This is a genomic window from Streptomyces sp. NPDC048392, from assembly GCF_043200575.1.
Taxonomy (GTDB): domain Bacteria; phylum Actinomycetota; class Actinomycetes; order Streptomycetales; family Streptomycetaceae; genus Streptomyces.
This window is the reverse complement of sequence record NZ_JBICYB010000014.1, coordinates 122,204-148,847: the sequence shown is the minus strand read 5'-3', so window position 1 is coordinate 148,847 and position 26,644 is coordinate 122,204. Positions and strand designations below refer to the sequence as shown.

The window sequence follows — 26,644 nt, the reverse complement described above, 5'->3', positions numbered from 1 at the left end:
GCCATGGAGGTCAGCACCTGCGGGCACCACCGGTGCCAGCCGCCCGGCAGGCGGGTCATGTGCTCACCTGCACCGGTCGCAGGGTGGCCCGGACCGTCTTGCGGCGTCCGTCGGCGGCGAGGAACCACTCAAGGTGCGCGCCGAGTTGGCGGGCCTCGCGCAGGCCGCGGCCCTTCTCACCGCGCAGGGCCGCCGGTGCGTCCGGGAAGCCGGGAGAAGGATCGTCGACGTCGATGATCAGGCCTCCCCCGTCGGTGAAGGCGAGGTGGACGTGCATCTGGGCCGCTGCACCGTGGGCGGGCTGTGCGTGCACGACGGCGTTGAACGCGAGTCGCGCGAGCACCTCGACCGCAGAGCCGATGTCCCCCGGCCACTGCCTGAGGGCCAGGCGGCTGCGGGCCGCTCCGAGCAGCCGTCGCACGCTGACCGGGGCCAGGGCAAACGACTGGGACCACACGGGGGCGCTTGAACCTGATGCATTAAATTGTCAATCGGGTCGCCCGAACCCGGCGATCCGGGAGCCGCTGACCAGTACGGAGTGCTTGCATGGGCCAAGACGAGCCGCCGCAGCATGAGGTGGTCGCCAACGACCTGCGCCGCCGACTCGACAGCAACGAGTGGAGCGTTGGAGAGCGGCTCCCCTCCCGCGCCCAGCTCGCCGAGGAGTACGGCGTTGGCCCCAACGTCATGCAGAAGGCCCAGGAGCGCCTGATCGCTGAAGGCCGGCTGCAGGGCCGCATCGGATCCGGAACCTACGTCACCGAGCCCCGCGAACGACGCCGCATGATCCGCTCCCGGCACCGGGAGCGCCGCGGCGGCAGTCCGTTCCGCGCGGACATGGCCGAACTCGGCCGCACCGGCACCTGGGAGGCGCACTCCGAAGCCCGCACGCCCGCTCCGCACCCCATCGCCCAGCGACTGGGCATCGAGCCCGGCGCCCTGTGCGTCCGCACGAGTTACGAGTTCCTCGCCGACACCCAGCCCGCCCAGCTCTCCGTGTCCTGGGAACCGATGTCGATCACGGGTGACACCCCCATCGTGCTGCCCGAGTTGGGCCCGTTCGCCGGCATGGGCGTCGTCGAGCGGATGCGCTCCATCGGCATCGACATCGTCACGGCGCTGGAAGTCCCCCGCCCCGCCCGGGCCACCCAGGAGCACGCCAACCTGCTCGGCATCAGCCGCGGGGACCAGGTCCTCGTCATCGAGCGCACCTACTTCGACGGCGACGGCCGCGCGGTGGAGACCGCCGACATCACCATCCCGGACGCCCGCTGGGAAGTCGCCTACGAGTTCGCGGTCGACGCTCGGTAGCGCCGTACGGATCGCCACGCTCTCACCGGCCCCCGCCACGGGTAACGCCGTCCCGTGCCTTCCCCGGACGCGCAGTGCGCACCCGGCTCGGAACCCACAGCTCACCCACCACGGCGGCAGGTCCCGGCTCCCGCACGGGCCACCGCCGTGCCACGGCCTCCAGCGCCGCGTGCAACGAGGCCGCCGACGTCAGACCCTGCGATCGACTAATCAGCCAGTACGGCCCAGGCGGCGCCTCCTTGTCGTCCGGGGGTAACGCCACTTGTACCGAGGATCCGCAGGCGGTGGTGTGGGGCAGCCGCCAGCCGAGGGCGGCGCCCGGAGGCACGAGGAAGGACAAGGAGGGGGATGCCGGAAGCGGGTCCACGGTGACCGCCCCCGGGGCAGTGAGCTTTTCCAGCGCCTGGAGCGCGAGGAACCGGCAGACCGTGATGACGTCGACGTCCTCCTCGTCGACTGCAGGCGTGCCCTGCACGATCGCCCGAACCGTCCTGTCGCCGGCCATACGGCTTCCTCCTCCACCCGCGGTTCGCGTGAAGGTAGAGCCGGACAAGGAGAGTTGGGTGAACTGAGAGTTCGCAGAACCGTGAGTTCCCCCTCATGGAGGGGAGGAGGCGTGCTCAGGAGAACTGGAGGCGCCCGGCGAGAGCGTCGACCTTGCGGCGGAAGGTAGGGCGTACTCGCTGCTGCAGGTCTTGGACCATGTCCCGGGCCAGGGGGCTGCGGCAGAGGTCCTCGGGAGCGAGGTCTTCCAGGCTGAGCAGGTGCACCAGGACGGCGGCGTCGTCACGGCGCAGGTCGTAGCAGCGGGCCACCTCGAGTCCGAACGTGAACTGCCTCTCCAAGCTGGGCAATCGGCTGATGTCGACCTGGTCGGCCAGACGCAGCCCTTCGGTCGCCTCGCCGGCGAGCATCTCGATGCTCATCGCGTGCAGCTCCACGTTGGTGGGGCCGAACACCGTCCACTGGACGTTGCCCTCCCCCGCCTTCCGAGCAAGCGGGAGGGCCTGCTGCTCCAGGCGTCGGCGGGCTTCCCTCCAACTGCGGCGCCGGGCGTCGGAGACGACGGCGACGAGCTCAAGAGCTCCTTCGACAGCCTGGGAGGCGGGAGTTGACGGAACGGTGCGCAGTTGCTCGGCGGCCAGGAGCGCGACCTCCTTGGCTTCCTCCACCGTGTCCGGTGAGTTGTGGGACAGCAGGACGTGCCCCAGGTTCCAGGCTGCGGCGGCCCGACGTACGGGGTCGTCGGCCTCCTCGGCCGCGTGCTTGGCCCGGTCGGCGACCATAAGGGCCAGGTCCAGACGGCCGACCCGGCGGCAGTACGAGCGCAGCAGTCCGTACAGATCGGCGGCCACCCGCAGCACCTCGCGCCGCGCCTGGGAATCGCTGCCGTGACGGTGGCGTCGTACCGCGTCCTCCACGTCCCAGATCAGGGCTGGCAGGTGACTGGCCGCCTGAGTGAACCGGTCCTTCGAGGCCTGCCAGGAGTGCCATGCCCGCTCGACGCGTTCCCGCAGTTGCGCCGGATCAGCCAGTCCAGGCACCGGTGACCGGGTGTGGCCCAGTAGAGCCCGGGCGACCGCCGGGGCCACGCTGACGGGCACCACGGGTTCCTCGACCGGCTCCTCGGACAACAGCGCGGCCACGGGCACGCCCAGCACGGCAGCGATCCGGTCCAGGACGTCAACGGACGGGACCTTCGTTCCGTCCTCGATCATGTGCAGGTAGCGCGGGCTGATGCCGCACAGGCCGGCGACCGCGGCGACCGGCCGGTCACCCTTTTCTTGCCGGTAGCGGCGAATCGTGCGGCCCACGGGCAGGTGCGGTGGAGTCGACGTCATATCCCGTCGCCCCCTTCCCCGACCGCGCTCGTTCCGTCAGCGTAGAGGCTGAGACCGGGCCCGCGCCTACAGTCCGCCCACGTTCGAGTGACACGCTGTGCCCAGTGACGGCTGGGTAGTTGAGGAGGCTCTGAATGGCTGGGCTGGTCCTGTGGGACGTCGACCACACCCTGATCGACACGCGCGGTGTGGGCCGTGAGCTGTCGGCCGCCGCGTTCTTGAAGGCCACCGGGCAGCCCATGCGTCAGCAGGCACGGATCGACGGCATCACCGAGCCGGTGATCTTCCGTGAGACGGCGAAACTCCACGACCTGGCCACGGACCGTGCGGACTTCGAGCGGTTCGCTCGCGCCCTCACCGCCGCGCACCTGGACCGCGCCGCCGAGCTCCGGGAACGCGGCCATGCGCTGCCGGGCGCGGCCGCGGCCCTCGACGCGCTCGCCACTGCGGGCGTACGGCAGACCGTGGTCTCGGGGAACATCCGAGCCGTCGCCGAACTCAAGCTGCAGGTCTTCGGTCTCGACACCCCGATCTTGTGGGAGTTGGGCGCCTACGGGGAGGACCACGACGTGCGCGCCGCCCTCGTCCGGCTGTCCCTCCAACGCGCGCACACGACCGCGGACGCCGCCGTGCTGATCGGTGACACCCCGGCGGACATCGAGGGCGCCCACGCCAACGGGGTGCGCGTGATCGCCGTAGCCACCGGCCGAAGCGACGAAGCCGCGCTCCGCGACGCCGGCGCAGAGGTAGTCCTCCCCGATCTGCGGGATGCCGAACTGTTGGTCAAGCTCGTCCGCAACGGCGCCTGACCAAATGTGACGTCGCCTCGGTCAGACGACGGAGCCGAGCAGCACGCCGACGCAGGCTCCTGCGAGGAGAAAAGGTCCGAGCGGCTGGGCCGTCTTGCGGTCGGCACGGCGCGCGACGATGAGGCTGAGGCCGTACAGCGCGAAGAGCAGGAACCCCGCAAAGGTGCCGGCGATGACGATGCCCCACCCGTACCAGCCGGTCACGGCCCCGACGGTGAGGCCGAGTTTCACGTCGCCGAAGCCGAAGCTCGGTGGGTTGATCAAGAAAAGTACGAGATAGAAAGCGCTGAGCGCGAGGGAGCCGAGCAGCGCGGTCTTCCAGCTGCCGTCGGCACCGGTTAGCAGCGCCGCCACGCCCAGCCCGGTCAGCGTGATCACGGCGAGCGGCAGGGTGACGATGTCGGGCAGCCGCTCCACCGTGAAGTCCACGGTGGCGAGCAACAGGCCGATCGGGGCGAGCAGCAGCCAGACGACGAGTTCGGGGCGAGCGCCGGTGGCGGCCGCCAGGACAGCGCTGACCGTGGCCGTGAGGGCGGAGAGGAGTGGCGTGCTGGGACCGTACGAGTCGCCGTCACGGCAGCGGGCCCGCCCGATCCATCCGTTGCCGACACCGGCGAAGGAGTGTCCCGCAGGACAGGCTGTCCGCCGCGGCTCTTCGGGCGGCACGGAGAGCCGGTACGCAGCGCGCGGTATGAGCAGGCCCGTGCCAGCACCCCATAGGACCGCGGCCGCGGTGATCCAGAACGTCTCCACCGGACGAAGCCTAGGCTCAGCTCCGTCCGGTGTTCCGGACAGCCCGTACCGTAAGGAGCACGTGCATGCTGTTGAGGCCCGGAACGACCTGCTCTGATGCAATCGCGCTGCTGGACCGCCTGACCGACCAGGGGCTCACCGACCTCCAGAACGCCGCACCCCACCATTTCATCGCCCGCACCGCGGACGGCGTGACCGAGAACTGGGAGCAGGCCGCCAACAGGGTGGTGGGCCAGTACGACCGGTGGACGCTCCAGGCCGTGACCGATCTGCTGGAGGCCTTCGTCGACCGGTCGGTGGCCGCCCGGCTGCGGGGCGAGCGCTACAACGCGATCGTGCACGGCCAGTTCACACCGGACCGGTGGACGTTCCTACTCAACACCGAACTGCAGGAAGTGCGTACGTACTTCATGGAGCTGGCCAATGAACTGCGCCGGATGCAGGAGCGGTTCACCCGCCACGGGGTGCGGACGGTGGTGTTGGACACCAACGACCTGCTGCACTACATGCGCTTCGACAAGATTCCGTGGCAGCGGCTCTTCGGCCCCGGCACGTCCGTGATGATCCCACACGTTGTGATCGACGAGATCGACAAGAAGTCGTACGACACCCGCGACACCGGCGTCCGGAAACGGGCGCGCGCCGTCTTCGCGCTCCTGGAGCAGACTCTGGCCCAGATCGAGGCCGAAGGCCACGCGGTGGTGAACGAGGACACCGTCGTTGACGTCCTCCTGGACGAGCCCGGGCACGTGCGGCTGCCGAACAACGACGATGAGATCGTCGCGCGCGCCTGCTATCTACAGCAGGCCATCGCGCCGGCCCCGGTCACAGTGGTCACCGGGGACAACGGGATGCGGGCTCGCGCGCTGTCCTGGGGGCTGAAGGCCAAGGTTCTGGACGAGAAGTACAAGATCGAGCGGCTGAGCGCGGCGGAGAAGGCGGCCAACGAGCAGGCCATCACCTTCGAGGTGCCTGCCGACGGGGACGGATAACCCCGGGGCCGACCGGCGCGTCAACCGGTGGACCAGGCGCGCAGCTGTGCGGCGAGCTCCTGGACGCGGGCGCCCTTGTGCTTGGCGCGCATGACGAGTGCGAGGGCTTCCTCCGGCTCGTAGTCAAGCGTGACGCCGTTGGTGTTGAGGAATGTCTCGGCGACCAGCCAGGCGAAGAACTCGTTCTTCGCCTCCAACGGTTCGAACAGCGCTATGGACTCCATCAGGGCGGCGGCCTTGAGCCAGTCGCTCGCGTACACGTCGCGGTCCATGTAGTGGGCCTGGACCCGGGCGCAGGCGGCGTCCAGCACGCCCAGGTCGAGACAGGCCGGGTCGCCCGGGAGAGTCTGCGCGATCTGAAGGAGCTCTTGCGGGGTGAGGAACCGGGTCACGCGGCGTGACCGTGCCGCTGGGACTCGTGCAGTTCGCGGCTGCCCATGGGCGCGGGGTCAGGCCACGCGGCCGTACTGGTGTCGGCTTGGCGGGTGTCCTGGGTGGCGAAGATCTCGGCGAGCTGCGGGACGCGGTCGCGGGTCCGGCCGAGGGCCTTGAGGAACGGGTCGTCGGCAGCCTTGAGCGCCGCGTCGCGGACGAAGTCCTGGGGGGACTTGCCGACGATGTCGGCGGCCGCCGCGACGCGCGCGTACTCCTCCGGCTCGAAGGGCGGCACCGGGGATCCGTTCTGGTCCATACGAGCGACGGTACCAGCGGGTCCGGCTCCCGCCGAAGGCGTTCGGGCAAGAAGAGAGGGGCAGCGGCCGTTGGACGGCGGGTGCCCCTTCAAGTCTTCAGCGAACGTACCAGGTGATCGTCGACACCCCCGGCCCACTTACCTGGCGCGTCCAGAAATCGATCAACGCCCGGTCGGGGTCAGGGTTTCCAGGTGCGCAGGAAGGAGGCGATCCGGTCGACGGTGCAGCGGGGGTTGTTCAGCTCGTGGGCGAGCGCGGTGAGCTGTTCGCGGGTGGGGTTGACGGGAATGTTGCTGGCCTCGAGATACATGACGGCGACAGCGCAGGCGACGGTGAGGTTGGAGCGCTCCAGCCAGCGGCAGCGGCCCAGGGTGTGCACCAGGGCGGCGGCGCGGGAGAAGGTGCCGTCGTAGACGGGTGTGTCGAGGAGTTCGCCGCGGTGGCGGGCGACGGCGGCGATGGGTACGCCGTAGTCGTCGGCGGCCGGGTCTCGGTGCCCGGCCCGTTCTGCTACTTCGAGGATCCAGGATTCGTCGACGTGCAGGATCACGCGGCGGCGCCCGGCTGCTGCTGGGCGTATGGGGCGTCGAGCTGATGCTCCAGGTCGTCGAGGAACGTGCCGTGCTCATCGATGAGCCGCTGGGCGGCCGCGATGCCGGCGGCGCGGGCGCCGGTGGTGTCCTCGATGATGAGCCGCTCCACGTACTTGTTGAAGTCGAGCCGTCGGGAGCGTGCGGCAGCCTTGCCGGCCTCCAGTACGCCCTCGTCCAGCCGGACCTGCGTCTGCTTATTCGTAGCCACACCTGATGGTAGCAGGGTGGTAGCAGGCGCGAGCTGGGTACGAAATCGCCGTCGCCTGCCGGTGACGCGCTCGGAGTGGTCGCTTTCGAGTGAGCGCCCCGCAGAACGGCGTCTGGTGACGCCCGGGGTGGTTCTACGATGACGCCGATGGCTTCCTATGCGAAGGACCCGCGCTGCATGGCCATGGCCGAGGCCCTGGTCCCGTTGCTGCGCCGTTCCTGCCCCGAGGGGGCCGGCGGTTATGGCGGCTCCTACCAGGTGAACCTGGACGACGAGGAAGCCGTCGGGCTCGGCGGAGTCGAGCTGATCAGGGCCGCGATGCGCAGGGCGGCCCGGCAGCTCGACTGGCAGGTCGAATCGATCGGATGGATCGGCACTCGCTTCGGCACGATGATCGCCATTCGGGACAGGCGCGAGGTCCCCGAGGCGTATCGGACCGTGGTCGACGCGGCGAGGTACGAGCGGATGAGCGCCGCGGTGGCCAGGGTGTCGGCAGAGTCGGGCGAGGTTCCCGTCCAGCGCGGCTCGGCGGCCCTGATGACGCAGGAGTTCCGTGCAGCTGTCGCTGAGGCGAGCGCCTGATCAGACGGGTCCGCAGGCCTCGGCCGGCGGGTGGGGTACATGTACCGCATGAAGAGCGAGCGGGTGCGGTGGCCGGCCGTGGTGGACCGGGCGCGACAGATCGTGGAGGGATACGCGCCGCTGAAAGTCACGCTGAGGCAGGTGATGTACCGGCTCGTCTCCGAGGGAATCCTGCCGCACACAGCACCCATGTACCGCCGCCTGTCCGCACAACTGGCCCGGGCACGCCGCGAGGGCCGCTTCCCCGACCTCATCGACACCGTCCGAACCGTCCACGTACCGCCTGCCTGGCAGCACGTCGACGCGTTCGTTGAGCAGATGCCCGAATGGTTCCGCCTGGACCGCACCGAGGGCCAGGAGCACGCCCTGTACGTCGCTGCCGAGAAAGACACCCTGCGCCAGCAGCTGACCGAATGGCTCGACGAGGCCGGCATCCCCGTCCTGGTGGTCCGCGGCTTCGGATCCCAGTCCTACGCCGATGTCGTACGCGATCGCGTAGCCGCCGACCCAAGAGACGCGGTTCTCCTGGTAGTTGGTGATTTCGACTGCTCAGGCGAGGACATCGAGCGCGACTGGGTTCAGCGCACCGGCTGCTGGAGCCGCATTACCCGGGTCCTGCTCACCTACGACCAGGTCCTCGCGTACGCCCTGCCCGCGACTGAGGGCAAACAAGGCGATCCACGCTGGCCGGCCTTCGCCGATCGCTACGGCTTCGACCCGGCCGATCCCGTGCAGTGGGAGGTCGAGGCGCTGGAGCCAGAGGAACTGCAGCGCCTGGTCCTCGCCGCTGTCGAGCCGTACGTCGACCGCGAGGTGCTCGCCGAGCAGTTGTCCCGCGAGCAGCGGCAACGCCGGGCCTTGTCCGGCTTCCTCGGAGGATGGGGCACGGCGGGCGGAGGTTCGGCCTAGCTACGAGGCGTGAGTCAGCCTTTCCTGTTGGGGAGGACCGTGAGCACGTTCGCGTCGTACTCGATCCAGCTGTCGGGCCCGGTGGTGCGCCCGCGTCGGCGGACGACAAGGTCGAACGGATCCTCGGTTTCGGCGTCCGCGTCGATCCGGGAGACCTTCGCGTCGCGCACTGGTCGAGCGTGGCTACCGGGGCGAGCGGCTGAGACGGAGCAGGGTGCGGCAATGCATCTCGGATTCGACTCCGATCCCGAGGCTGGTGAACAAGGTTGCTTCCTGATCAGCGAGCGCCTGCACCGCGCGGCCGACATCTTCCTTGTCCGGGTAGATCGACAGGCTCACGGGGCCTGTCTCGGCGTGCGCGGCCAGGCCGGTGAAGAACTGCCGCTCATCCTCTGCGCTACTGGGGAAACGTACGGCCAGCTCAAACGGCTTGGGTGTCCGCCCCTTGAGCACGAGCAGCACATGGAGGTGGTCTGCTTCCACCTTCCAGTAGGCGTCGATCGCGGTGCCGGTGTCCTGGATGCCGGTGGTGGAGTCCAGCGATGCTTCCGTGTAGGCCTCGTCCAGGCCGGGTACGGCATCGCGGTCAACGGGCAGCATGAGCATGAGGCTTGGTCCCAGCCGTGTGAACAGCGGGAAGGCCTCGGCATCGATCGTCGTCAGGTCCAGGGACATGCCCCGATCTTACGAAGATCTCGGATCCATCTCTCCCACGGCTTCTCACTGAGCCCGGCTGCTCGCGGCGGGCCGTGTCAGGAGTGGTCAGCGAACTCTCTCGGTTGGCCATAGACCGAGTTGGCCGGTAGGGAGGGCCGGGGCGCTGGAGGCTGTCGGGAGTTGCTCGTCGACGGGTTCGGTGCCGTTGGCGCCGCTGAGGTCCTCGCACACCCTGAGGCTGAGGGCGACGGCGGCCGCGTCGATGCGGGCCCACTGCTCGTCGGTGAGGTCCGGCAGCAGTTCTCCAAGGTGATGCAGGGCGAACGCGACGACGGCCGGGGCCGTGGTGTGCAAGAGGTTCGTCAGTCCAGCCGCGTGCGCCTCGGCGTGAACCTCTCCCCCGCCGGACAGGCCGTGGGCCAAGTCGTACGCGTAGGTGGCCTGGTCGGCGATCGTGGTGTGCGCTAGGCGCCGCGCATCGGTCCGGGAGTTCTCGGTGAACAGCAGCTGCTCGATCGCGCTCCCGGTCACCGTGGTGCCGGTCGTGGTGGTGACGTCCTTCATGCCTGCTCAACTCCCGAGTGCTCAAGGACGGCACGCTGCGACGGGGCGTTCGCTGGCTGCCGGGTTGTTCCTGGTGGGCGGGGACGAATCCGGGCAACGGCCGGAGCCCCGCACAAGGCGGGGCTCCGGATGGGACGATGATCCAGTGTCCGGGGCTGTTAACGGCAGTCCCGGGCACGCTCTACTTCTGCTGCCCTGCGTCCACGGTGTCGCGGAGCTCGTTCACCGTCAGCCGGGGCACCCTGGCGCGGATGGCGATCTCGCTGTCCGTGCGGCCCCAGCCGATCGCGGCGGAAACCAGCTGCCGGCGCTCCTGGCGGGTCGACTCCAGCTCCTTCTCCACGGTGTCCATCGAGTCCGAGTTCTCCAACTCGGCGATGTCGGCACCGAGGATCGCCAGCCGGTCCCAGCCTCGGTCGCGAAGGTGGTCCCGGTGCGCGGAGGCGGCCTCCCGTACTCCCAGCAGGCGCCAGCCCTGTCGTGCAGCGTTCTCCTCCTCGCGGTCGGCCCAGCGGTCGAGTTCGGCGTCCGTGGAGGTGGACGTGATGTCACCGGCGGCCAGGCGGCCGTGCTCGTTGTCCCAGTCCGGGAACTCCTTGAGCGGGCGGGGGTCACCGGCCATGAGGACGCTTCGGTACCAGGCGCGTACGCCCAGGACGTCGTGGCCCTTGCCGCTGCCGTCGTGGTAGGCGACGCCGAATTCCTCGTTGACCTCCGGGTGCCAGTGCTCATTGGAACCGAGGTACCGGGTGATGTACTCGCAGTCCTCGGAGAGTTCACCCAGCGACCTGCGCAGCAAGTTCGGCCGGTACACCTGCGGGAAGAGGGCCACGATCGTGCCGTAGTCGACCAGGTGGGCGTCCGCCTCGGGGCCGGCGGCCTTCCGGTCCCGCCTGCACAGGCGCGTGATGTTGCGGCCGGCGTGGCCGGAGTCGGCAGACCAGTCGAGGTCACCGCCCGCGTCGAACAGGCCGTCCAGCAGGGCCTGCGCGGTCGGCGTCAGCTCCTGGAGCAGCGCGTTGGCGGCGTCGACGTCGAGGTACGGGAGTTCCTCCACGCCGGAGTCGATGGTCCAGGACAGCAGCTCGGGCACCGGCTCGAACCACTGGTGCGGTCCGACGCCGGAGAAGTACGTTCCGGGGTGCCACCGCTTGTACGTCTCGCGCGGTACGTCACTGATCGACTTCCAGGCCGGGTTCCACGGCTCCCAGTCCTCCGGGATCTCGTGGAAGCGCAGCTCACCGCTGCGGGTGTCCAGCAGCACCTGCTGGTAGTGACCCGGGCGCCGGCCGCCCGGCGGCTTCGCCGTGATCACTTCGGTCACCGGTACGGAACGAACTCGCGGTGCCGCGTAGCGAGCGACCGTGACCTCCGGAACCGTTAAGACCTCGTGCGTCATGTGCGTTGTCCTCCTTGAGAGATGGGGCGGTTGCGTACGGGAGCGGGTCAGTCGGCGCGGATCATGCCGCCGGCCTTCAGCTCCGTCTTGTGGCGGTCGATGAGGCGGCGTACACCGTCGTGGACACCGGCCATGGACGAGTCGCGGTACACCTCGGCGGAGTACTCGATCTTCCAGTCGCTGGAGTCGACCCCGGCCTCGGCGGCGGCCTCCTGGATGAGGGCGATGGTGACCGAGACTCCCTTGAGGTGCTCGTCGGCCAGGGCGGCCATGCGCTCGGCGTGGCTGTCCCAGTTCACCGCGGCTTCCCAGGCGGCGTCGTGCGCGCGGGACAGCTTCAGGAGCTGCGACTTCCACATGGTGTCCGGCGTGGTGTCGAAGGCCGCGAAGGTCTCCTCCATGGCGGTCTTGGCCGTCACGTAGGCGTTCCACAGCGGCGGCGCCTCTTTGGCGAGCGGGCGCAGCGCGGTCTTGAAGCGCGCGATCTGCCACTGCCGGCGGGCGTTGCGGTACTCGTCGGTCAGCTCCTGGGCAAGGTCGGGACCGAGGGTCGTGCGGTGGGTGGCGTAGATGTCGTCGCCGCTGGTCGGCTCCAGCTCCTCGCCGGTGAACGGCCGGAAGACGAACTTGCGGAAGACGCCTTCGCGGTCGGTCCGCAGGTAGTGCGGGTGATGCAGGCCGGCGAGCGGGTCGGTGGTCATGGTGGTCACCTGTGTGTCCTCCTGGCGAAAGTTGAGGATCGTCCGGACGGTCCCCTTGGCCAGGGCGCTCGCTTCGATGATCTCGGCCTGTGATGCGCCTGCCCTGGCGGCTGCGATGACCAGCGGGTCCCGGTCGTCCATGAAGCTGCGCCAGGTGCGCAACGCAGCGAGGGCCGCCTCTTTAGGGGAACGTGCTTCCATGGGACAAAAATGTACCGGGCTAAGAGGTTGTCTCACGTGGTGAGTTTCGCGAGCTTCTTGTAGCAGGTGAGGGCTGCGGCCAGGCCGAGGAAGGCGAGGAAGTGACTGCCAACCTCGCCCCTGGCTCCCAGCTCGTCCAGCACGGCCCGGTGCAGCCGACGCCACAAGCCGGCCTTGGTCCATGCGGCGAACCGGCGATGAGCCGTAGCGGGTGACGTGCCGAAACCGGGCGGCAGGTGCCGCCAGGCGCATCCGCTGGTCAGTACGTACACCACCGCCGTAAACACGGCCCGCTCGTCACACGGCGCCGTCCCTCCGCCCTGTGGGCGAGCAGTGAACGAAGGCAACAACGGAGCTGTCAGGGACCAGAGTTCGTCAGGAACCAACCGCTTCGACAGATCAGCACTCACGACCGACATCATGCCGCACGAGCATCACACCACGTGAGACAACCTCTAATTTTGACCCACGGAAGGGTTCGGGAGTCAACTGGCCGATTTACGCATGAACTTGGCGCATCGCTGTGCCATCGGCCGGGCTTTCGCCCGAGGACGGGCACAAGCACCAGCCCCTCGCGGGGGCGAAGAGGTGTGGGACGGACATCGTCTTGAGTGGCTTCTCGGCGCCCCACTGGCTGGTGACGGGGGTGGGGGCCGGTTGTTGAACCGGTGCCCGGGCACACAAGGAAGCTCCCGGACCTCGATGGTCCGGGAGCCTCGTACTGCAGGGCCGGTCAGGGGCGGGGGGGCTCTTCGGCCACCGTGAACAACCGCAGCTCACCACGGTGTTCAAGTGTGAGCTGACAGTTGCGGCACGTCGTGCCGGCAGCGGATCAGGTCAGCTCGGACAGCATGTAGGTCTTCCACACCCACTCGCTCGCGCCATCCTCGTCGCGCTCCGCGATGACGACCTGGTCCTCGCCGTCCTCGGCGGCCTTGCGGGCGCGGGCGATCTCCGCGAGCAGCTCCAGGTGGAAGTCGAACGGGAGCGGCTTCTCGTCCCGCGCCGACATTGCCAGCGTGAACGCCTCGTCGGCGCCGAGCTCGCTCGTCGTCACCTGGCGCTCGGTCGCGAGCAGGTTCCGGATGGTGTCGGCCCGCACCAGCCGCGACAACGCCTCGCGCTCACGGGTCTTCGGCCGTCTCCGGAGTATCCATACCTCTGCCACAAAGTCCCCTTCCTGGAACCGGTCACTGGTCAAAGCCGATGCGCCGTGGTCCTCGACACACTGCGGGCGATCTGCAGTCAGCCCAACGAGTCGAAACTCGCCCTGTATCTCGGCGACCGCGACGTCCCCGACCCGATGGGCAAGGACGACGCCGCGTTCAACGAGTGTGCCGTCCTCATTGAGGCAGGGACGGCTCTCCACGTCGGCCGGCCAGCCCAGTAAGCGGCTGGCCGGACGCTGCGGAAAGGATCTCGTCCACCAGCCTGTCGGCCGCGTCCGGACGGCCGTACGCGCGGGCCCGCTCCGCCATCGCCCACCGAAGCTGGGCATCGGCCAGGAGTGGGCCCAACGCGTTCCGCACCTGGTCTGCCGTCACCGCACCTTCGAGCGCGACCGCAGCCCCGGCCTCCTGCAGATGCCGCGCGTTGTGCGCCTGCTCGTTGCCCGCCGCCGACGCCAGCGGCACGAACACGGCCGGCTTGCCCAGCGCGGTCAGCTCCGCCAACGTCCCCGCACCGCTGCGGGAGATCACCACATCCGCGAGCGCCAGCACATCCGGCAGCTCTGGGCCGACGAACCCGGCCAGGTGGTAGCGGCCCGCGAGCTCGGCGGGCAGCCCGGCCGCCCGCGCCTGCAGGCTGTCGACGTGGGTCGGGCCACACTGGTGCACCACGTTCGCCTGCTGGAGCAGCCACGGCAGCACCTCGCCGATCAGCTCATTGATCTGCTGCGAGCCCTGCGCGCCGCCAGTAACGTACACGCTAGGCAACTGCCGGTCGAAGCCTCCCACTTGCAGTGCCTGAACGGCCCTGTCCGCGTCTCCGGACAGCACTTCGGGCCGCACCGGGTTCCCGGTCACCACGGTGAGCTGCCGCGCCGACTCCGACAGCAGCTCAAGCGTCGACTCCGAAGACACACAGATCCGAGTCGCCGACGCCGCCAACTTCCGGTTCGCCAGCCCCAGCCGGACCGTCTGCTCGTGCAGCACCAGGGGATGGCGGCCCATCCGCGCCGCTAGCCCGGCCGGGACCGCCACATAGCCGCCCGTCGCGAGGACCACATCCGGCCGGAAAGCCTCGATCGCCTTCCGGGCCTGCAGCACCCCAAGCGGTACCCGCGCCATATCCCGCACGTTCGCCGGCGACGCCAGCTTGAGGGGGTTCTTCGAACGCCGGATCTTGCCGGTCACCACACTGGTGAACGGGATGCCCTCGGCCGGCGCCACGCGCGCCTCCAGGCCGTCAGCCGTCCCGATCCACAGAGTCTCGAGCGCCCTGCCTTCGGTGGAGAGCCGAGCCTGCAGAGTACGCACGGCGGTCAGCGCGGGATACGTGTGGCCACCAGTCCCGCCGCCCGTGACGACAAGACGGAAAGGGGCGCTGTTCATCTGGAGCTGCTCCAAATCTGGCGGAGATCAGACGGGTCGTCACAGTAGCGGCTGCGGAGCATGCTCTCGCCCGCCGCGCATCAATCCGCGCCACGCGCCGACGTGCCGTGACATGTGAATGGACTTTGACCGGTAGCTGCCGGTTACAGACCCTGGTGGGTGGTTTCGGGGTGAGCACCGCCGTGTCTTGGAGGTGTTGGCCTACCCTGCGGTGCCATGGACATCGAGCTGACTGGCGATGAGCACCTGCGGGCACTGGCTGCGCTGGAGGCCACTGTCGGAAACGACGACAATGCCCTGGCGGTCCTGGCGAGCGCGCCTGGAGAGCGGCCGCTGCCGGCACTGCTGGCCGCCTACGGTCAGCACACGCTCCACCGCATCCTGATCGCCGCCTTCGGCACCGACGCCACCATGGACTACGACGAAACGGGCCGGCTGGTCGCGGAGATCAACAGTGATCCGACGGCCCGCATCGTCTTCGTCCTGACTGACGCCCTGCACAATCAGGCCGCGCTCGCCGGCGACGACCCCGCTGCCGCGAAGCTGATCGCCGGATCCATCCTCCTGGCGATCCACGCATTCACCGACGCCGACAATCAGGACGCCCTGACCGTGCTGCACGCTCTGCGCAACGAGGTCCTCCAGGCCGGCTGAGCGGCACCGGGCGAGGTCAGCGGCGCCGAACCTGGCATGGCTGCTGGTCAGCGATGGACGACGTCCCGGCCGATGTCACGGTGGGCCAGTTGCACGATCAGTCCCCGCTCGGTGAACGCCTTCGCCGCGTCGGTCAGCCCGTACGCGGCGGCCTCCTCGACGTCACCGGCAACGACGGCGTGCAGCGCCATGGCCGTGACCGCGGCACGATGACGTCCGCCGGCGCACTGGGTGACCACGGTGACCGGAGCCTTCGACGGTCCGGCCAGGTACGCCAGGATCTGCAGCGCGGTCGCCGCGAGGAGCTCGCGCACGCCCGGGGTGCCCATCACCGTGTCGCGCACCACCTGGTCGTGCGCGGTCAGCTCCCGCAGGTCCGCACTGATGTGCGGGTCCCGGAAGTGGAAGCGGAGGTCCACCGCGATCGTGGCGCGCGACAGGATGTCGGCGTACTCGGACTCCTTCGCGTCGTGCAGACGCCCCGTGGACACGATCGTCACGTCGGGGGCCGGCGGCTGGGCGATGACGCGGTCGCGCTCGTCGTCCCACGCCGTGCAGTGGGTGTCCTCGCGGCCGTCGGCCCACCGGATTGAGATCTCCCAAGGCCCCCAGCTGTCCGGCTGGTCATCGATCCTGAGAACCTCGTACTCCTGGCCCCAGTACGCGTTGTAGTACCGGCCGCCGACCTGCTGGGGCCCGATCTGACGGGCTATCCATTCGGCGTCCTCGCTGTCGGTGGCCGTCGTGTCGATGTGGCTGCTCACTTCGGTGTCCCCTTCCTCGTCGGTGTAGTTCTCGGCCCGGCGCCGCGGCCGGGCTGAGGTTCGTGGTGCGGGATGTGGTCAGTCGGTGCCGCCGGTGTAGGGCGGCGGGTTGGTGGCGCCGGCGAGGTCGGCGGCCTGGTCCCCGGTCAGCAGACCGTGGGCGTCGATTCCGGCGGCCACGGCTTCCACCTGGGGCCACAGCATCGACAGCATCAGGTCGGCCATCCGGCACGCCGTGGTCCACGACATGCCAGAGGGGGCGTCGTCCGGAAGGTCCCCGTCACGGGTGAGGACGTGGCCGCCGTTCTCGAACGAGGCGGCGGTGTACTCGAAGTCGTCGTGGTGCGCGCACGCGGCCTCGCTGTCCGCAGACCACAGGCCCTCGGACTTCAGGTAGCGGGCCTGCGCGCGCTCGCCGGCGGCGCACTGGGCGGCGAACCGCCAGAACGGGATCGGCGGCCCGTCGACCCCGGTGCGCCCGGTCAGCGACCACTCGACTCCCTCGGCGGGCACGTCGATGACGCCGGTCACCGTGATGTGCGCCCCGTACGCCGCGGCGACGACGGCGTGCCCGGCCTCGTGGAAGGCGGCCGCCCGGCGGACGATCTCGTACGGCAACTCCACCTTCAGCAGCGGCTTCTCGGTGCCGTCGTTGTAGGTGGTCCAGGCGTCAGCTTCGGTGGAGCAGAGGTCAGGTGCGGGTGTGAGCTGGTCCACGGAGCGTCCCTCATCGGTGTGTGACTCGCCGGTTTCCGGATCGGATGTGCGCACGGCCTGACGGCCGGGCCGAGCTCTCAGCCCGCGGCCGCGGGCTGGCGCACGGACGGGGGCCGGGTCTGGACGTGCCGGGAGCGCCTACCAGGGGGCGCTGTCGGGGTCGTAGTCGATGGCCTCGGCGACCTGGTCGAGGACGTTCGTACGGACGGCGTCTCGGACGCGGACTTCGTTCTCCCGCTCGGCCAGTGCTGCCCGGCGTGCTGTGCGGACGGCCTCGACGGCATCGTCGAGGTCTTGCGCAGTAGCCCCCAGCCGGGCGGCGCACCGGAGCCAGTTGTCGAGTCCGTACTGGATGTCGGCGGGACCGGACCAGCCCTCTTCGACCGTGCCGTGCCCGGTCATGCGCTGATGGGCGAGGGCGGCATCACCGTAGTGGTGCAGGACCGTTTCCTTCTCCCGTGCGCGCCATTCCGGGGCGACGCTGCCCTCAGCTTCGAGGTGTTCGGCGAGGGCAACCGCCACCAACCACGTCACCTTCAGGCGCCGTTGGAGGAGCGTGAGCCGAACATCCCGGCTGCAGCGGTCGGTCTCCGTGCGCGCCCGGTCGAGGAGCTCGGGGGTGACATCCACAGCAGGGTTGTCCCTTCGGTTCATCCGGTCTGTGCCGTACGGGAGTTGATGAACAGTCCCAGGAAGGGCCACAGCAGCGTGTCGCGGCCCCATTCCGGGTCGATGAGCGTGACCTGCCAGGCGCGGGTGACCTCGCGTACGGCCTGGCGGTCGCAGCCGGGGAAGGTCCGGCGTACCGCTCGCGGCGATATCCGGTCCCCCATCCCGGTCATGACACCGTGGCCCTCCCAGGTCGTCACGTCGACGGCGGCGCGTTCACCGTTCTCGTCGACACGGCGGCCGGGCCGGTACGCACGTACGACCAGCCCGGCCGCGGCGGCCTGCGCGGCCAGCATCTGGGCGAGCGCCGGGTCCGCGACGAACGCGGTGACGTACGCTCGCTGCCGCCAGGGCCGGCCGTGGAATGCGGCCAGTTCGCCGGGCTGGCTGGTCTCGGTGAGGATCCCGGCGAGGTTGAGGTCTGCGAGGACGTCGACCAGGGGCAGCGTCTCAGGGTCCGGTCCACCGACATGGCCGTTGGGAGTCCACAGCATCTCGCCCCTCAGCCACCGGGCCGTTAACGCCGCCAACTCCCCTATGCCCCGGGCCTGATACCAGGCCCGGGCCTCGGTACGCCGCCGCTGGCAGGCGTCCCGCCGCCCGGCGAGCCTGCCGCGCATCGTCTCTTTGACGCCGACGGCCCGCCCGTTCAGGGCGGCGGCCGTGCTCATGCCGCGGCCTGGACGGTGACGACGTCGATGGTCCTGGTCCCGGCGGGCAGCACCGGCTCCTGCTCCGCGTAGCCGCGCACCAGCACCGTGTCGCCGGCCTGGAGCGGGCGCCCGAGGACCTGGTCGGCCACGGCGCAGCGGTCGTCGCGGATCCGGGCGTGCGCCGTCTGCCCCGCCTCGTCCTGCAGCAGCAGGCGCACGTACCCGCCGGCCTGTCGGATCGAGGCGATCGACACGGTGGCCTCGACGCGTTCTCCCTCCGGCACCTGCGACAGCGGCTTCTGCGAGACGCCGAGGTAGGCGTGGTGCTCGACGGGCAGGTTCCCGACCATCGGCAGCGTACGGACGGGCACGATCTCGCCCGTCCTGTAGGCCTCGGCCAGGTGGTCGAGGTTCGACGGCCGGTATCCGTCGGGCAGGTAGAGCAGGGCGCAGGCCTGGTCGAGCCGGGCGTACAGGTCGTTGAGTTCGCCGTCCGCGGCCCACAAGGAGTGCCACTGCGCGGTGCTGAGCTCGTTGCCCGGGATGCTCCCCAGGAGCTTGCTGGTCTGCTTCACCTCCAGGTAGCGGCGGATCGTCTCCTCCACCTCGGTGCGGGGCAGGTAGCGGGTCGCGTTCTCCCGGGCGTGCTGCTCGTCGTACCACGGGGGCAGACGGTACGACGCGGGCTCGCTGCTTCCCGCCGGGGTGAGTACGGCCGGCTGGCCGGTCATGGTCGACGAGGTTCCGGTGCTCATCAGAGTGCCTCCGTGAAGGGGAAGGAATCGGAGCCCTTGCGCAGCGGGGCAGTTGGCGCCGGATCGCCCTCGGGAGGGGATCCGGCGTCTGCCCGCGTCGTCGCTCGAACTTCGGTGATCCGTGCTAGGAGCCGGAAGCGACGTCGTCGACGTCGAACTCTCCGGTGACTCCGGTCTCGCAGAACAGCGCGTCGTCGTGCCGTACCCCTGTCGGCCACAGCCCCACGCTCGGGCGCTCATCGATGACGACGCACCCGCCCTCGCTGAGGAAGTAGGTGAACCAGGCGAAGGGCCGCTCGCCGCGGTCCATGTCCGGGTCGACCACGCCCGGGATGGCGCTGTAGGGGTAGATGGCCATAGCGCCTGGGACGGTCTCGCCCTCCTGGTCGACGCCCGGGCCGAACGTCCCCATGGTCACGTCGATGCGCATGCAGGCGGTGCAGTAGCAGTGCGGACGGACGAGCTGTCCGCGGTGGCCCTGCACCGACCACAGGGGCCAGTGACTGGTCCGGGACAGCCAGCCGAGGCGCTTTTGCGCCCGCACCCTCTTTGCGCACGCCTGGCAGTTCTTGGGGATCCGGCCGTGGGCCTCGATCATCCGCTCGTACGCGGCCCGGGTGTCGGGCATCCAGAAGTCGGCGAGGTTGCTCCCGAGCCCGGAGCCCCAGTTGGGCTTGTCCTTGTGGGTCAGGGGCAGCATCGCCGGGGTGCCGGAGGCCTCCAGGGCGAGTGGCAGCAGCGCCGCGGTGTCGGCGTCGGACGGCCACAGTCCGCCGGGCAGGCTGGCCACGATCCGCGCCGCGGCCGAGGCCGCGTCCGGGCGGGTCAGGTACGGAAAGCGGCTCGCGCGGTGCCCGTCGGGCGTGGAGATGTTCCAGCACTGGACGCTGGTGCCTTCGTAGGCGGGGTGCTGGCTCCGCTCGTTCGGTGCGCCGTCCAGCGGGCGGGACCAGCCGGTGTGCACGACCAGGCCGCCCGGCTGGAGGTAGCCGATGCCCATCTCCACCTTCAGGTCGTCCGGGAACGCCGGGGCGAACTCGATCTCGCGCTCACCGGCGGCCAGGCCGATGCCGGCGCTCACACCGACTCCTCAACGGGCTGCGGCACCATCACGACCGGGCGGCCGTCGTGGTCGAAGACGACCAGCGGACGGAGTTCGCTGGCGGCGTCGAACACGGCCTGCCCGATGTCGTTGCCGCCGACGACGGCGTCCGGACTGTCGGTGACGTCCATGAAGTCAACCGGGCACTGAAGGGCGCCCCGGACGGCCTCGCGCGATTCGGCGAGCGCCGGGGGCCGCAGGCCCGCCATGGTGGCGGCCTGATCGAGGTCGGCGTCGGACGCGTCGTGGCCGACGCCCGAGCGGAGCGCCGCGCTGACGAGGGCGGCCTGGTAGCGGGCGGGGTTGCTGCGTTCACTGATCTTCACGGGCAGGTTCCTCCACATCCCATAAGTGGCTTGCCACTTTCTAAGGTAGCGCCGCACCTTGAAAGTGGCAAGCCACTTATGGAAAGGTTCTTTGTATGCCCCCTCAGCGACGCGACCGGCACAGAGACCCAGTCCTGAACGTCCGTCCCGATGCCACCCTCAAAGCGCAGGCCACGCAGGCGCTGAGCGCACGAAACCAAGAGATGCAGGGCTTCCTCGTGGCTTGCCTCAACGCACTGGTCGCCGACCCGGACGGCTTCCTGGAACAGCTCAGGGAGCACTGGCCTGCCGAAAAGCCACGCGGCCGACCGCGAAAGGCCACCTCTCCGTCGGCCGAAGGCGACGAGACAGACGATGCCCCCACGAACTGACCGGCTTTCTCCCCGGACAACGGCGCAGCACTGCCAGACCCCTGCGACAAGCTGGCCTCGTGGCGCTTCTGCGACATGCCGTTCGAGACCGGGCTGAACATCGCCCGGATGGTCTTCGAGCTGAACTCCGACTGGCGAACCCGCACCGGAGTGACGCCAGGTCCAGCCGACTCCGTGCCTTCGCCCTGAGTTGAGCCAACCGGGTGACGCCGGATCCGTCGATCGGGTGACGGCACCCGGTGGTAGCGCCGCAGACACTCTCAGACCGTGGCCGGCCGTGGCGAAAGGCGCCCTGTACGCGGCCCACTCCGGCCCGAGAAGATGACCTGATGATCGAACTCCCGCCCGTGCCCGGCCGTATCGCCGGCCTCCCCCGTGATCCCCGCGGCTACCCCGTCCCCGCAGAAAACCTCTGGCAGCAAGGCAAACCCCAGCTGGCCGTGCAGGACTTCCGGCGGTGCGGCGCGCTGTACGCCCACGGGGCCTGCGCGGTCTGCGGACTGCCCCTCACTCCTGGGGAGACCCTCTACCGGCTGTTCTCCCACGACGAGGCCGAGCAGACCGTGAAGCAGGATGCCTGCAAGCGCGCGGACGGGCCCGGACACCGCGACTGCATGATCTTCTCCGGTGCCACCTGTCCCTTCTTCGCGACCGCCGGAGCCCGGCGCACCTACGAGTCTCGCGAAACCGCCAAGGGCACGCCCCGTGGCGCCACGGCGGCCCTGCTCGGCTTCGCCGCCGTGCAGATCGCGATGACCCAGGAACCGCCGCACGCGGTGTGGTTCCACTACGGCGGCGTCGAGGAGCACATCACCTTCACCACCGGAGACGAGATGGCCGCCCTGCTGACCGCGAGCGAGGCGCCGCGGGGACCCGGCGCCATCCGCAAGTACTGGAAGACCGAGCCCGAGGTGAAGCGGGCGTGGGCGCAGACGCTGAAACTGGCCGCCCGGCACGGCACCGCGATGCCCGGCTGAGATCACTCCTCGCCGTTCACTCCGGCCGCCGGTCCGGGCGCGGCAGCGCCCATCGCAGAAGGCGGCGGCGAGCGAAGAGCGGTCCGAGGCGCTCCGGCCACGGGCCTGCTCCCCACAGCTCGGTGAGACGTCCAGTCCAGTAGTTCTCGACGGTTTTGCGGGCGTGTTCCTGTGCGTCCGTGGCGTCGTCGAGCTGCTGGCCGGGGAGGTGGCGGCCGTAGACCGGCACGCGTGCAACCCCGGCCGCTCGCATCGCGCACAGGCGGTGCTGGCCGTTGGTGAGCGAGGTGTCCCCCTCGTCCCACCAGATGTGGTCGCCGACCATGGCCTGGGCCCATTCGCGGTCATGAGGACTGAGGTGCTCCATGTCGTAGAGCTCGCCAGCCCGGTCGGATTCTTCGTCCTCGTTCACCTCGGCGAACGCCAGCGCGGCCTCGGCGATGGCCTTCCAGTCCCCCTGGTGGTAGGGGCAGGCGGCGAACTCCTCCTCGGTGAGTCCGGCAAACAGCTCGGCGTGGGCCGTCTGGGCCTCGCGGCGTCCTCCGGGATAGGTACGCGCGAGGCGCTTGCCGCGCTCGGCGTACTCGCACATGAAAAGGCCGTGCGGCCAGGGCAGCGCGGCGGCCGGCACCGGGCGCACGGCCGTGACACCTTCGAGGTGGAGGGTCCGGCTCTCGGAGGTGGAGAAGACGGTGGGATACAGGTCGGCTTCGTCGTCGGGTGCGGCCGGCCGGCAGACGGTGTCCTTGGCGTGCTGAACGTCGGGGTCGGGGTCGACAACGCCGGTCAGCTCGAGGTGGGGTCCGTCGTGCCAGATCTCTTCCTTGTCGCAGCTGACGCGTTCGACGTTGGGCTCGACGAGGACCCGGACATCCTTCTCCGGCAGAACGAGCATGCCGCTCAGTCCATGGACGGTGACCAGGGTGATGGCGCCGTTCGCCCACGCGGGATCGGCGAGCAGCCCGGCGATCGCCTCGCCGGAGAGATGGCCGATCCACTCGACACGCTGGTAGCCCTCGTCGATCCCCATGTCGCGCTCCGGGAACCGCACGTGCGTCTGCAGGTAGTCCCCGATCTGCAGGGCGCTGGCCGGCTTGGTGAAGGAGGCCGCCCGGCGGGTCGGCGGCACACCGGCCTTCTTGGGAGCGACGCCGACCGGGCCGGCAAGGTCGCCACGGCTCCAGTGAACTTCGTGCGGGACCTGCCCGCCGACGAACACCGGCTTGCTGGTCGGCCAGCTCGGGTGTGCGGCGTCCCAGACGAGGCGCTCGGGGTCCACCTCGGTGAGCACCTGGTGGTCGCCCGGCCGAAGCAGCACCGGTCCGGGAACCCCTTGGCAGTACACGGCAACGAGAGTGTCCGCCATGTTGGTGTACACGTCCGTGGAATCAGGGTCGAGGAACGAGGGGGCGTCGATGTGCTCCAGCCACTCGATGCGCGCGTACCCCTCCCCCGGCCGACGAGGCTCGGGCGTCACCCGGTAACTGGCCACCGGAAGGTAGTCGCCCACCTGCAGGGCCTCGTCAAGGCATGGCCTTGTCACGTCCGCGTCCCCTCCTTTGCTCCCGGCCGCCGTTGGCGCGGCCCTACTCGATCGCAGACTCCCCTCCTGCAGGCCCGGGCAAGAGTCCGGCCGGGGCAAGAGGGCCGTGCGCCTACGGTGATCATCCCCGTGCAGCTCAGAAGTACATGGCCAAAGACAGTGACCTATCGCCCCTCCAGATCGGCGGCAGCACGTTCGGCGGCCTCCTCCCACGACAGCCGTCGCGGCCCCCGCCTGCGGCGAGCCTCCCGTCGACGCTCAAGGAATCGGGCCAGCCAGCCACCACGCACACCAGAATTCTGCTGATCACTCACAGGGCAAGATCATCCCATGGGTGCTCGGCAGGCGTGTCTCAGCCCGTGGCGATCTCCGGCGTCAAACCGTCTTCCGTGACCGCGGAGCGGCATCAGCTTCGCGGCGCCTGCGGCACCGGCACCGCAGGCAGTTCGCGTTGTGGGCCGATGTCTACTCCTGACCACTCTATGGGTGAGTACTGCTGAGCGCTCTGAGGTAGAGTGATCATTGGACGTGGCGCGCCGTTTAGAGGAGATCCGTGTTGCCCACCGTGAGCCTGCACTTCGACTCGTCCCTGATCGCCCGCCTGGCCGCCGCCGGGCCGGACGAGACGGTCCATATCACCTTGTCTGTCGACATCGGACCCGGCAGCGCCCCGGATGGTGCTTCTGGTCCAGGACGCACGGTCGTTCCGCAGGGCCCGCTGGCTGAGTTGCTGCTGAAGGGGCTGCTGGAGGCCGGGGACACCCTGTCGTTCCAGCAGCGGCGGGCGGGCCGGGAGGCGGTGGCGACGGTGACCGCAGACGGGCGGCTGATCGTCGAAGGCCAAGCGGTGCCGTACGCCTCGCCGTCGAAGGCGGCCTCCGCCGTCACCGGCACATCGTCGAACGGGTGGGTGCTGTGGCGGACCGCCGACGGCCGCACCCTCGATGCGCTGCGCCAGCAGCTGCAGCAGGACTAGCCACCACATCCGGCCTTGGCCTGGAGCTGGGTTCTCGACCGCACCGCTTGCACAGTTCGTTCGTGGAGGAGCACGTGAGCACGCCGAACCGTCCCCGTCCCGCCTTGCCACTGTCGCAGCCGCCAATTGCGGGCCCGGCTGCATCTCCTGCAGCAGCTCCGGCCATTGACTGGGCCGAGGAGGTCCTGACGGGCACCGTGCTGCCCAACGTCCTGGCAGGTGCGGTTCCTCAGCCTCAGCCGGTGGTGGTGTACGTCTTGGGGCAGGCCGGGAGCGGCAAAAGCACGGTCATCGACGTCGTGCACGCCGCGCTGGCGGCCCGCGGCGGCGCGGTGCGGGTGGACCGCGACACCTTCAAGGCCCTGCACCCCCACTACAACCGGTACGTCAGTGAGGACGTGCGCACCGCCGGGGTGCGAGTCCGGCCGGAGACGTACCGGTGGCTGGCCGCCGTACAGGCCCGGGTGCGCGAGTGCCGCTACGACGCGGTGGTGGAGGAACCGCTGGCCCGTCCAGACGACTTCCTCGCCGGTTTGATCGCGGACCGGCAGGCGGGCTTCTGGGTGGAGATCGTGGTCCTGGCCGTGCCCTTGGCGGTCAGCCAGCTCAGCACCCTCGAGCGGGACCTGCGCCTGGCCCAGGAAGGCCTGGCCCCCCGCTACGTCTCCTGGGACAACCACGACACGTGCGCCGACGCACTGATCCCGACCCTCGGCGCGGTAGAGGCCTCGCACCTGGCGAACCGGGTGTTCGTCATCCGGCGCGCCGCCGAGACGGCGCTGGAGGTCGTCTACGACAACGAACTCGGCCCGGCCGGGCACTGGCTCCGCCCGGCGAACGCGCCCGGCGCGGTACGCGCCGAGCAGCACCGGCCGTGGGACGCCAGGGAGACCGGACGGATCCGTCGTCAGCTCACAGCCGCCGATCAGCGCCTGGCCGATCCTGCGCTGCCGGAGGACTGGACGCTCGCGGTGCGCCGCAACTCCGAGCGCGCCGCCGCCCTGGCCGAGCCGGTCCGACGCATCGCCCAGCCCCTCAGGGAGGCGCCCGGAGTGGACTACCACCGGCTCTCCGCAGAGGAACACCAGTGGATTTACGACGAGTTGATCCTGCCGTCCCTCGGGCCCATCACCCCGCAGGAACAGCCGGTCGTCGTCTATGTCATGGGACAACCGGGCGCCGGGAAGACGCGGGCTGCTCAGATGATCCTGCGCAGCCTGCGCAATCCGGTCCACATCACGGGCGAGATCTTCAAAACCGCGCACCCTGACTACCTGCAGCTGCTGCGTGAGGAACCGCGCACCGCCTCCTCACGAATCCGCGCCGACTACCGGGCCTGGCAGGCCCGGGCCGAGGCTCATGTGCGCCAGCAGCGCGGAGACATGGTCATCGAGATCACCCCGGACAGTGCCGCCAAGTTCGTCGCTGGCGCGGCCGTGCACCGGCAGGCCGGCTACTGGGTGGGTCTTGCGGTCCTGGCAGTCCGCGAGGCTGATTCCCGCCAGGGCACGGCCACCCGCTACGCCCGGGCGAGCCAGCAGGACCTGCCCGCGAGGTTCACTACCTCCGCCGGGCACGTCACCCGCTTCGCTGTCCTGCCCGAGGCAGTGGCACTGGCCGAGCAGATGGCCGTGGTCGACGACGTACTGGTGATGCGACGCGACACCCACCCCCTCTACCGCAACCATCAGACCGATCAGGGGCGTTGGTCCCGGCGGCCCGCCGCCGACCTTGCCCTGATCGCGGAGCATTACCGCCCCTACACCACCGAGGAAGCCGCCCGGTTCTGGGCCAACCAGCGCTGGCTGCATGCAGCGATGCCGCAGTACCGCGATGACCTCATCGCGATCGCCGGGCTCGCATGCCCGCTGATGCCCGCCCAGCGGCCGCGCCAGCTCGGCATGCCCGCCCCCGCAGCCGCGTTACCCCTGCCCGCCTAGACCTGCCGCCGCGCCCCGGAACCCGCACCGGACACCGGGGTGCGCGGCACGGCGATCGCCGGGGCCTACGACTCGTCTTGCCGCTCGGCGGCTTCCAGCTCGCTCAGACGCTCGGTGTATCCGGCGGCGATACGTGCGATCTCCTCGCGCCCGGCGTCCCTCAGCCGGTGCTGGTCCTCCACGCACTTCCGACGCTGCGCCATGAGTTCGTCCAGACGCTCCTGCTCGCCGGCACGCCGCGCGAGGATGACCTGCCGGCTGTACCAGGCGATGACGGTCCCCACGATGTCGAAGGCCTCCTCATACCCGACGTCATCGCCGTCCGAGTCTGGGGCTGGTCCCGACAATGGTGAACGGGGTGGCGGGTCCGGCGAGGACGGTGAGGACGATGCGGGGTCATGCACGGAGAACCACCTCGGGGCCTTGGGAG

Annotated in this window: 35 protein-coding genes; 10 read left to right on the top strand and 25 right to left on the bottom strand. The window is 69.8% G+C overall.

All coding sequences use genetic code 11. The features are described 5' to 3' along the window. Window positions 1–55: 55 nt before the first annotated feature. Entirely contained in the window at window positions 56–457 is a 402-nt protein-coding gene (locus tag ACGFYH_RS20625) for an ATP-binding protein (RefSeq protein ID WP_393804582.1), read from the bottom strand. Window positions 458–546: 89 nt separating this feature from the next. Here ACGFYH_RS20625 and ACGFYH_RS20620 point away from each other — a divergent pair, with 89 nt between their 5' ends. Continuing rightward, window positions 547–1,311 carry a GntR family transcriptional regulator gene (locus ACGFYH_RS20620; RefSeq protein WP_393804581.1) on the top strand — a complete coding sequence of 255 codons (765 nt, stop codon included), beginning with the start codon at window positions 547–549 and terminating at the stop codon, window positions 1,309–1,311. A 22-nt stretch (window positions 1,312–1,333) separates the two neighbouring features. Here the strand turns inward: ACGFYH_RS20620 and ACGFYH_RS20615 are convergent, their stop codons facing one another. Together ACGFYH_RS20615 and ACGFYH_RS20610 are read right to left on the bottom strand one after the other, a co-directional pair. Further along, window positions 1,334–1,816 (bottom strand): hypothetical protein, encoded by a 483-nt coding sequence (locus ACGFYH_RS20615; protein WP_393804580.1) that lies wholly within the window; start codon window positions 1,814–1,816, stop codon window positions 1,334–1,336. Between the two features lie 115 nt (window positions 1,817–1,931). Further along, the gene (locus ACGFYH_RS20610) at window positions 1,932–3,152 is read right to left on the bottom strand and encodes a helix-turn-helix domain-containing protein (protein ID WP_393804579.1); all 1,221 of its coding nucleotides are present in this window, start codon (window positions 3,150–3,152) and stop codon (window positions 1,932–1,934) included. A gap of 134 nt (window positions 3,153–3,286) precedes the next feature. Here ACGFYH_RS20610 and ACGFYH_RS20605 point away from each other — a divergent pair, with 134 nt between their 5' ends. Beyond that, window positions 3,287–3,961, top strand: coding sequence for an HAD family hydrolase (locus tag ACGFYH_RS20605; RefSeq protein ID WP_393804578.1), 675 nt, complete (start codon window positions 3,287–3,289; stop codon window positions 3,959–3,961). Window positions 3,962–3,982: 21 nt separating this feature from the next. Here the strand turns inward: ACGFYH_RS20605 and ACGFYH_RS20600 are convergent, their stop codons facing one another. Then, window positions 3,983–4,714: a prepilin peptidase gene (locus ACGFYH_RS20600; RefSeq protein WP_393804577.1), complete on the bottom strand. Its 732-nt coding sequence runs from the start codon at window positions 4,712–4,714 to the stop codon at window positions 3,983–3,985. Between the two features lie 65 nt (window positions 4,715–4,779). Here ACGFYH_RS20600 and ACGFYH_RS20595 point away from each other — a divergent pair, with 65 nt between their 5' ends. Next, on the top strand, window positions 4,780–5,706 hold the full coding sequence (locus tag ACGFYH_RS20595; protein WP_393804576.1) for a PIN domain-containing protein: 927 nt from the start codon (window positions 4,780–4,782) through the stop codon (window positions 5,704–5,706). Window positions 5,707–5,726: 20 nt separating this feature from the next. On the opposite strand, the gene ACGFYH_RS20590 is transcribed toward ACGFYH_RS20595, so the two are convergent. The 4 genes from ACGFYH_RS20590 to ACGFYH_RS20575 form a co-directional block, all read right to left on the bottom strand. Beyond that, complete coding sequence (locus tag ACGFYH_RS20590) at window positions 5,727–6,098, bottom strand: type II toxin-antitoxin system death-on-curing family toxin (protein WP_393804575.1); 372 nt, start codon at window positions 6,096–6,098, stop codon at window positions 5,727–5,729. Further along, complete coding sequence (locus ACGFYH_RS20585; RefSeq protein WP_393804574.1) at window positions 6,095–6,397, bottom strand: hypothetical protein; 303 nt, start codon at window positions 6,395–6,397, stop codon at window positions 6,095–6,097. Before ACGFYH_RS20585 ends, ACGFYH_RS20590 begins: the two co-directional genes overlap by 4 nt. Before the next feature lie 179 nt (window positions 6,398–6,576). Further along, window positions 6,577–6,948, bottom strand: coding sequence for a fic family toxin-antitoxin system, toxin component (locus tag ACGFYH_RS20580; protein ID WP_393804573.1), 372 nt, complete (start codon window positions 6,946–6,948; stop codon window positions 6,577–6,579). Beyond that, window positions 6,945–7,199, bottom strand: a complete 255-nt coding sequence (locus ACGFYH_RS20575; protein WP_393804572.1) for a hypothetical protein — start codon at window positions 7,197–7,199, stop codon at window positions 6,945–6,947. The genes ACGFYH_RS20580 and ACGFYH_RS20575 overlap by 4 nt, the downstream gene beginning before the upstream one ends. A 147-nt stretch (window positions 7,200–7,346) precedes the next feature. Here ACGFYH_RS20575 and ACGFYH_RS20570 point away from each other — a divergent pair, with 147 nt between their 5' ends. Then, on the top strand, window positions 7,347–7,781 hold the full coding sequence (locus tag ACGFYH_RS20570) for a hypothetical protein (RefSeq protein WP_393804571.1): 435 nt from the start codon (window positions 7,347–7,349) through the stop codon (window positions 7,779–7,781). 39 nt (window positions 7,782–7,820) lie between these two features. Continuing rightward, window positions 7,821–8,690, top strand: a complete 870-nt coding sequence (locus ACGFYH_RS20565) for a hypothetical protein (RefSeq protein ID WP_393804570.1) — start codon at window positions 7,821–7,823, stop codon at window positions 8,688–8,690. A gap of 14 nt (window positions 8,691–8,704) precedes the next feature. Here ACGFYH_RS20565 and ACGFYH_RS20560 read toward each other — a convergent pair whose 3' ends face one another. The 8 genes from ACGFYH_RS20560 to ACGFYH_RS20525 all read right to left on the bottom strand — a co-directional run bounded on the left by ACGFYH_RS20560 (window position 8,705) and on the right by ACGFYH_RS20525 (window position 14,767). Then, a complete protein-coding gene (locus tag ACGFYH_RS20560; RefSeq protein WP_393804569.1) occupies window positions 8,705–8,860 on the bottom strand; it encodes a hypothetical protein in 156 nt (51 codons plus the stop codon). Between the two features lie 13 nt (window positions 8,861–8,873). Then, the gene (locus ACGFYH_RS20555) at window positions 8,874–9,365 is read right to left on the bottom strand and encodes a hypothetical protein (protein ID WP_393804568.1); all 492 of its coding nucleotides are present in this window, start codon (window positions 9,363–9,365) and stop codon (window positions 8,874–8,876) included. A gap of 87 nt (window positions 9,366–9,452) precedes the next feature. Next, a complete protein-coding gene (locus tag ACGFYH_RS20550; protein WP_393804567.1) occupies window positions 9,453–9,911 on the bottom strand; it encodes a hypothetical protein in 459 nt (152 codons plus the stop codon). Between the two features lie 181 nt (window positions 9,912–10,092). Continuing rightward, a complete protein-coding gene (locus tag ACGFYH_RS20545) occupies window positions 10,093–11,310 on the bottom strand; it encodes a hypothetical protein (protein WP_393804566.1) in 1,218 nt (405 codons plus the stop codon). 47 nt (window positions 11,311–11,357) lie between these two features. Beyond that, complete coding sequence (locus ACGFYH_RS20540; protein WP_393804565.1) at window positions 11,358–12,212, bottom strand: hypothetical protein; 855 nt, start codon at window positions 12,210–12,212, stop codon at window positions 11,358–11,360. Window positions 12,213–12,244: 32 nt separating this feature from the next. After that, entirely contained in the window at window positions 12,245–12,631 is a 387-nt protein-coding gene (locus ACGFYH_RS20535; RefSeq protein ID WP_393804620.1) for a transposase, read from the bottom strand. 413 nt (window positions 12,632–13,044) lie between these two features. Next, window positions 13,045–13,380: a hypothetical protein gene (locus ACGFYH_RS20530; protein ID WP_393804564.1), complete on the bottom strand. Its 336-nt coding sequence runs from the start codon at window positions 13,378–13,380 to the stop codon at window positions 13,045–13,047. A gap of 175 nt (window positions 13,381–13,555) precedes the next feature. Continuing rightward, a complete protein-coding gene (locus ACGFYH_RS20525; RefSeq protein ID WP_393804563.1) occupies window positions 13,556–14,767 on the bottom strand; it encodes a glycosyltransferase in 1,212 nt (403 codons plus the stop codon). 216 nt (window positions 14,768–14,983) lie between these two features. Between ACGFYH_RS20525 and ACGFYH_RS20520 the strand changes: the two genes are divergently transcribed. Then, on the top strand, window positions 14,984–15,421 hold the full coding sequence (locus ACGFYH_RS20520) for a hypothetical protein (RefSeq protein WP_393804562.1): 438 nt from the start codon (window positions 14,984–14,986) through the stop codon (window positions 15,419–15,421). 47 nt (window positions 15,422–15,468) lie between these two features. Here ACGFYH_RS20520 and ACGFYH_RS20515 read toward each other — a convergent pair whose 3' ends face one another. The 7 genes from ACGFYH_RS20515 to ACGFYH_RS20485 all read right to left on the bottom strand — a co-directional run bounded on the left by ACGFYH_RS20515 (window position 15,469) and on the right by ACGFYH_RS20485 (window position 20,407). After that, complete coding sequence (locus tag ACGFYH_RS20515) at window positions 15,469–16,185, bottom strand: hypothetical protein (RefSeq protein ID WP_393804561.1); 717 nt, start codon at window positions 16,183–16,185, stop codon at window positions 15,469–15,471. A 78-nt stretch (window positions 16,186–16,263) separates the two neighbouring features. Beyond that, on the bottom strand, window positions 16,264–16,902 hold the full coding sequence (locus ACGFYH_RS20510; RefSeq protein ID WP_393804560.1) for a hypothetical protein: 639 nt from the start codon (window positions 16,900–16,902) through the stop codon (window positions 16,264–16,266). A 138-nt stretch (window positions 16,903–17,040) separates the two neighbouring features. Further along, a complete protein-coding gene (locus ACGFYH_RS20505) occupies window positions 17,041–17,427 on the bottom strand; it encodes a hypothetical protein (RefSeq protein ID WP_393804559.1) in 387 nt (128 codons plus the stop codon). 125 nt (window positions 17,428–17,552) lie between these two features. Next, the gene (locus ACGFYH_RS20500) at window positions 17,553–18,242 is read right to left on the bottom strand and encodes a DUF6919 domain-containing protein (protein WP_393804558.1); all 690 of its coding nucleotides are present in this window, start codon (window positions 18,240–18,242) and stop codon (window positions 17,553–17,555) included. Continuing rightward, on the bottom strand, window positions 18,239–18,979 hold the full coding sequence (locus ACGFYH_RS20495) for a hypothetical protein (RefSeq protein WP_393804557.1): 741 nt from the start codon (window positions 18,977–18,979) through the stop codon (window positions 18,239–18,241). Before ACGFYH_RS20495 ends, ACGFYH_RS20500 begins: the two co-directional genes overlap by 4 nt. A gap of 124 nt (window positions 18,980–19,103) precedes the next feature. Further along, complete coding sequence (locus ACGFYH_RS20490; RefSeq protein ID WP_393804556.1) at window positions 19,104–20,060, bottom strand: hypothetical protein; 957 nt, start codon at window positions 20,058–20,060, stop codon at window positions 19,104–19,106. Continuing rightward, on the bottom strand, window positions 20,057–20,407 hold the full coding sequence (locus tag ACGFYH_RS20485) for a hypothetical protein (protein WP_393804555.1): 351 nt from the start codon (window positions 20,405–20,407) through the stop codon (window positions 20,057–20,059). The genes ACGFYH_RS20490 and ACGFYH_RS20485 overlap by 4 nt, the downstream gene beginning before the upstream one ends. Window positions 20,408–20,502: 95 nt before the next feature. On the opposite strand from ACGFYH_RS20485, the gene ACGFYH_RS20480 reads away from it, so the two are divergent. After that, window positions 20,503–20,778: a hypothetical protein gene (locus ACGFYH_RS20480; RefSeq protein WP_393804554.1), complete on the top strand. Its 276-nt coding sequence runs from the start codon at window positions 20,503–20,505 to the stop codon at window positions 20,776–20,778. Window positions 20,779–21,107: 329 nt separating this feature from the next. Continuing rightward, a complete protein-coding gene (locus ACGFYH_RS20475; protein WP_393804553.1) occupies window positions 21,108–21,755 on the top strand; it encodes a hypothetical protein in 648 nt (215 codons plus the stop codon). 16 nt (window positions 21,756–21,771) lie between these two features. Here ACGFYH_RS20475 and ACGFYH_RS20470 read toward each other — a convergent pair whose 3' ends face one another. Next, window positions 21,772–23,298: a hypothetical protein gene (locus ACGFYH_RS20470; protein ID WP_393804552.1), complete on the bottom strand. Its 1,527-nt coding sequence runs from the start codon at window positions 23,296–23,298 to the stop codon at window positions 21,772–21,774. Between the two features lie 565 nt (window positions 23,299–23,863). Between ACGFYH_RS20470 and ACGFYH_RS20465 the strand changes: the two genes are divergently transcribed. Beyond that, on the top strand, window positions 23,864–24,274 hold the full coding sequence (locus ACGFYH_RS20465) for a DUF4357 domain-containing protein (RefSeq protein WP_393804619.1): 411 nt from the start codon (window positions 23,864–23,866) through the stop codon (window positions 24,272–24,274). A gap of 242 nt (window positions 24,275–24,516) precedes the next feature. Beyond that, a complete protein-coding gene (locus ACGFYH_RS20460) occupies window positions 24,517–26,214 on the top strand; it encodes a zeta toxin family protein (RefSeq protein ID WP_393804551.1) in 1,698 nt (565 codons plus the stop codon). 65 nt (window positions 26,215–26,279) lie between these two features. Here the strand turns inward: ACGFYH_RS20460 and ACGFYH_RS20455 are convergent, their stop codons facing one another. Beyond that, complete coding sequence (locus ACGFYH_RS20455; RefSeq protein ID WP_393804550.1) at window positions 26,280–26,498, bottom strand: hypothetical protein; 219 nt, start codon at window positions 26,496–26,498, stop codon at window positions 26,280–26,282. Window positions 26,499–26,644: the final 146 nt, after the last annotated feature.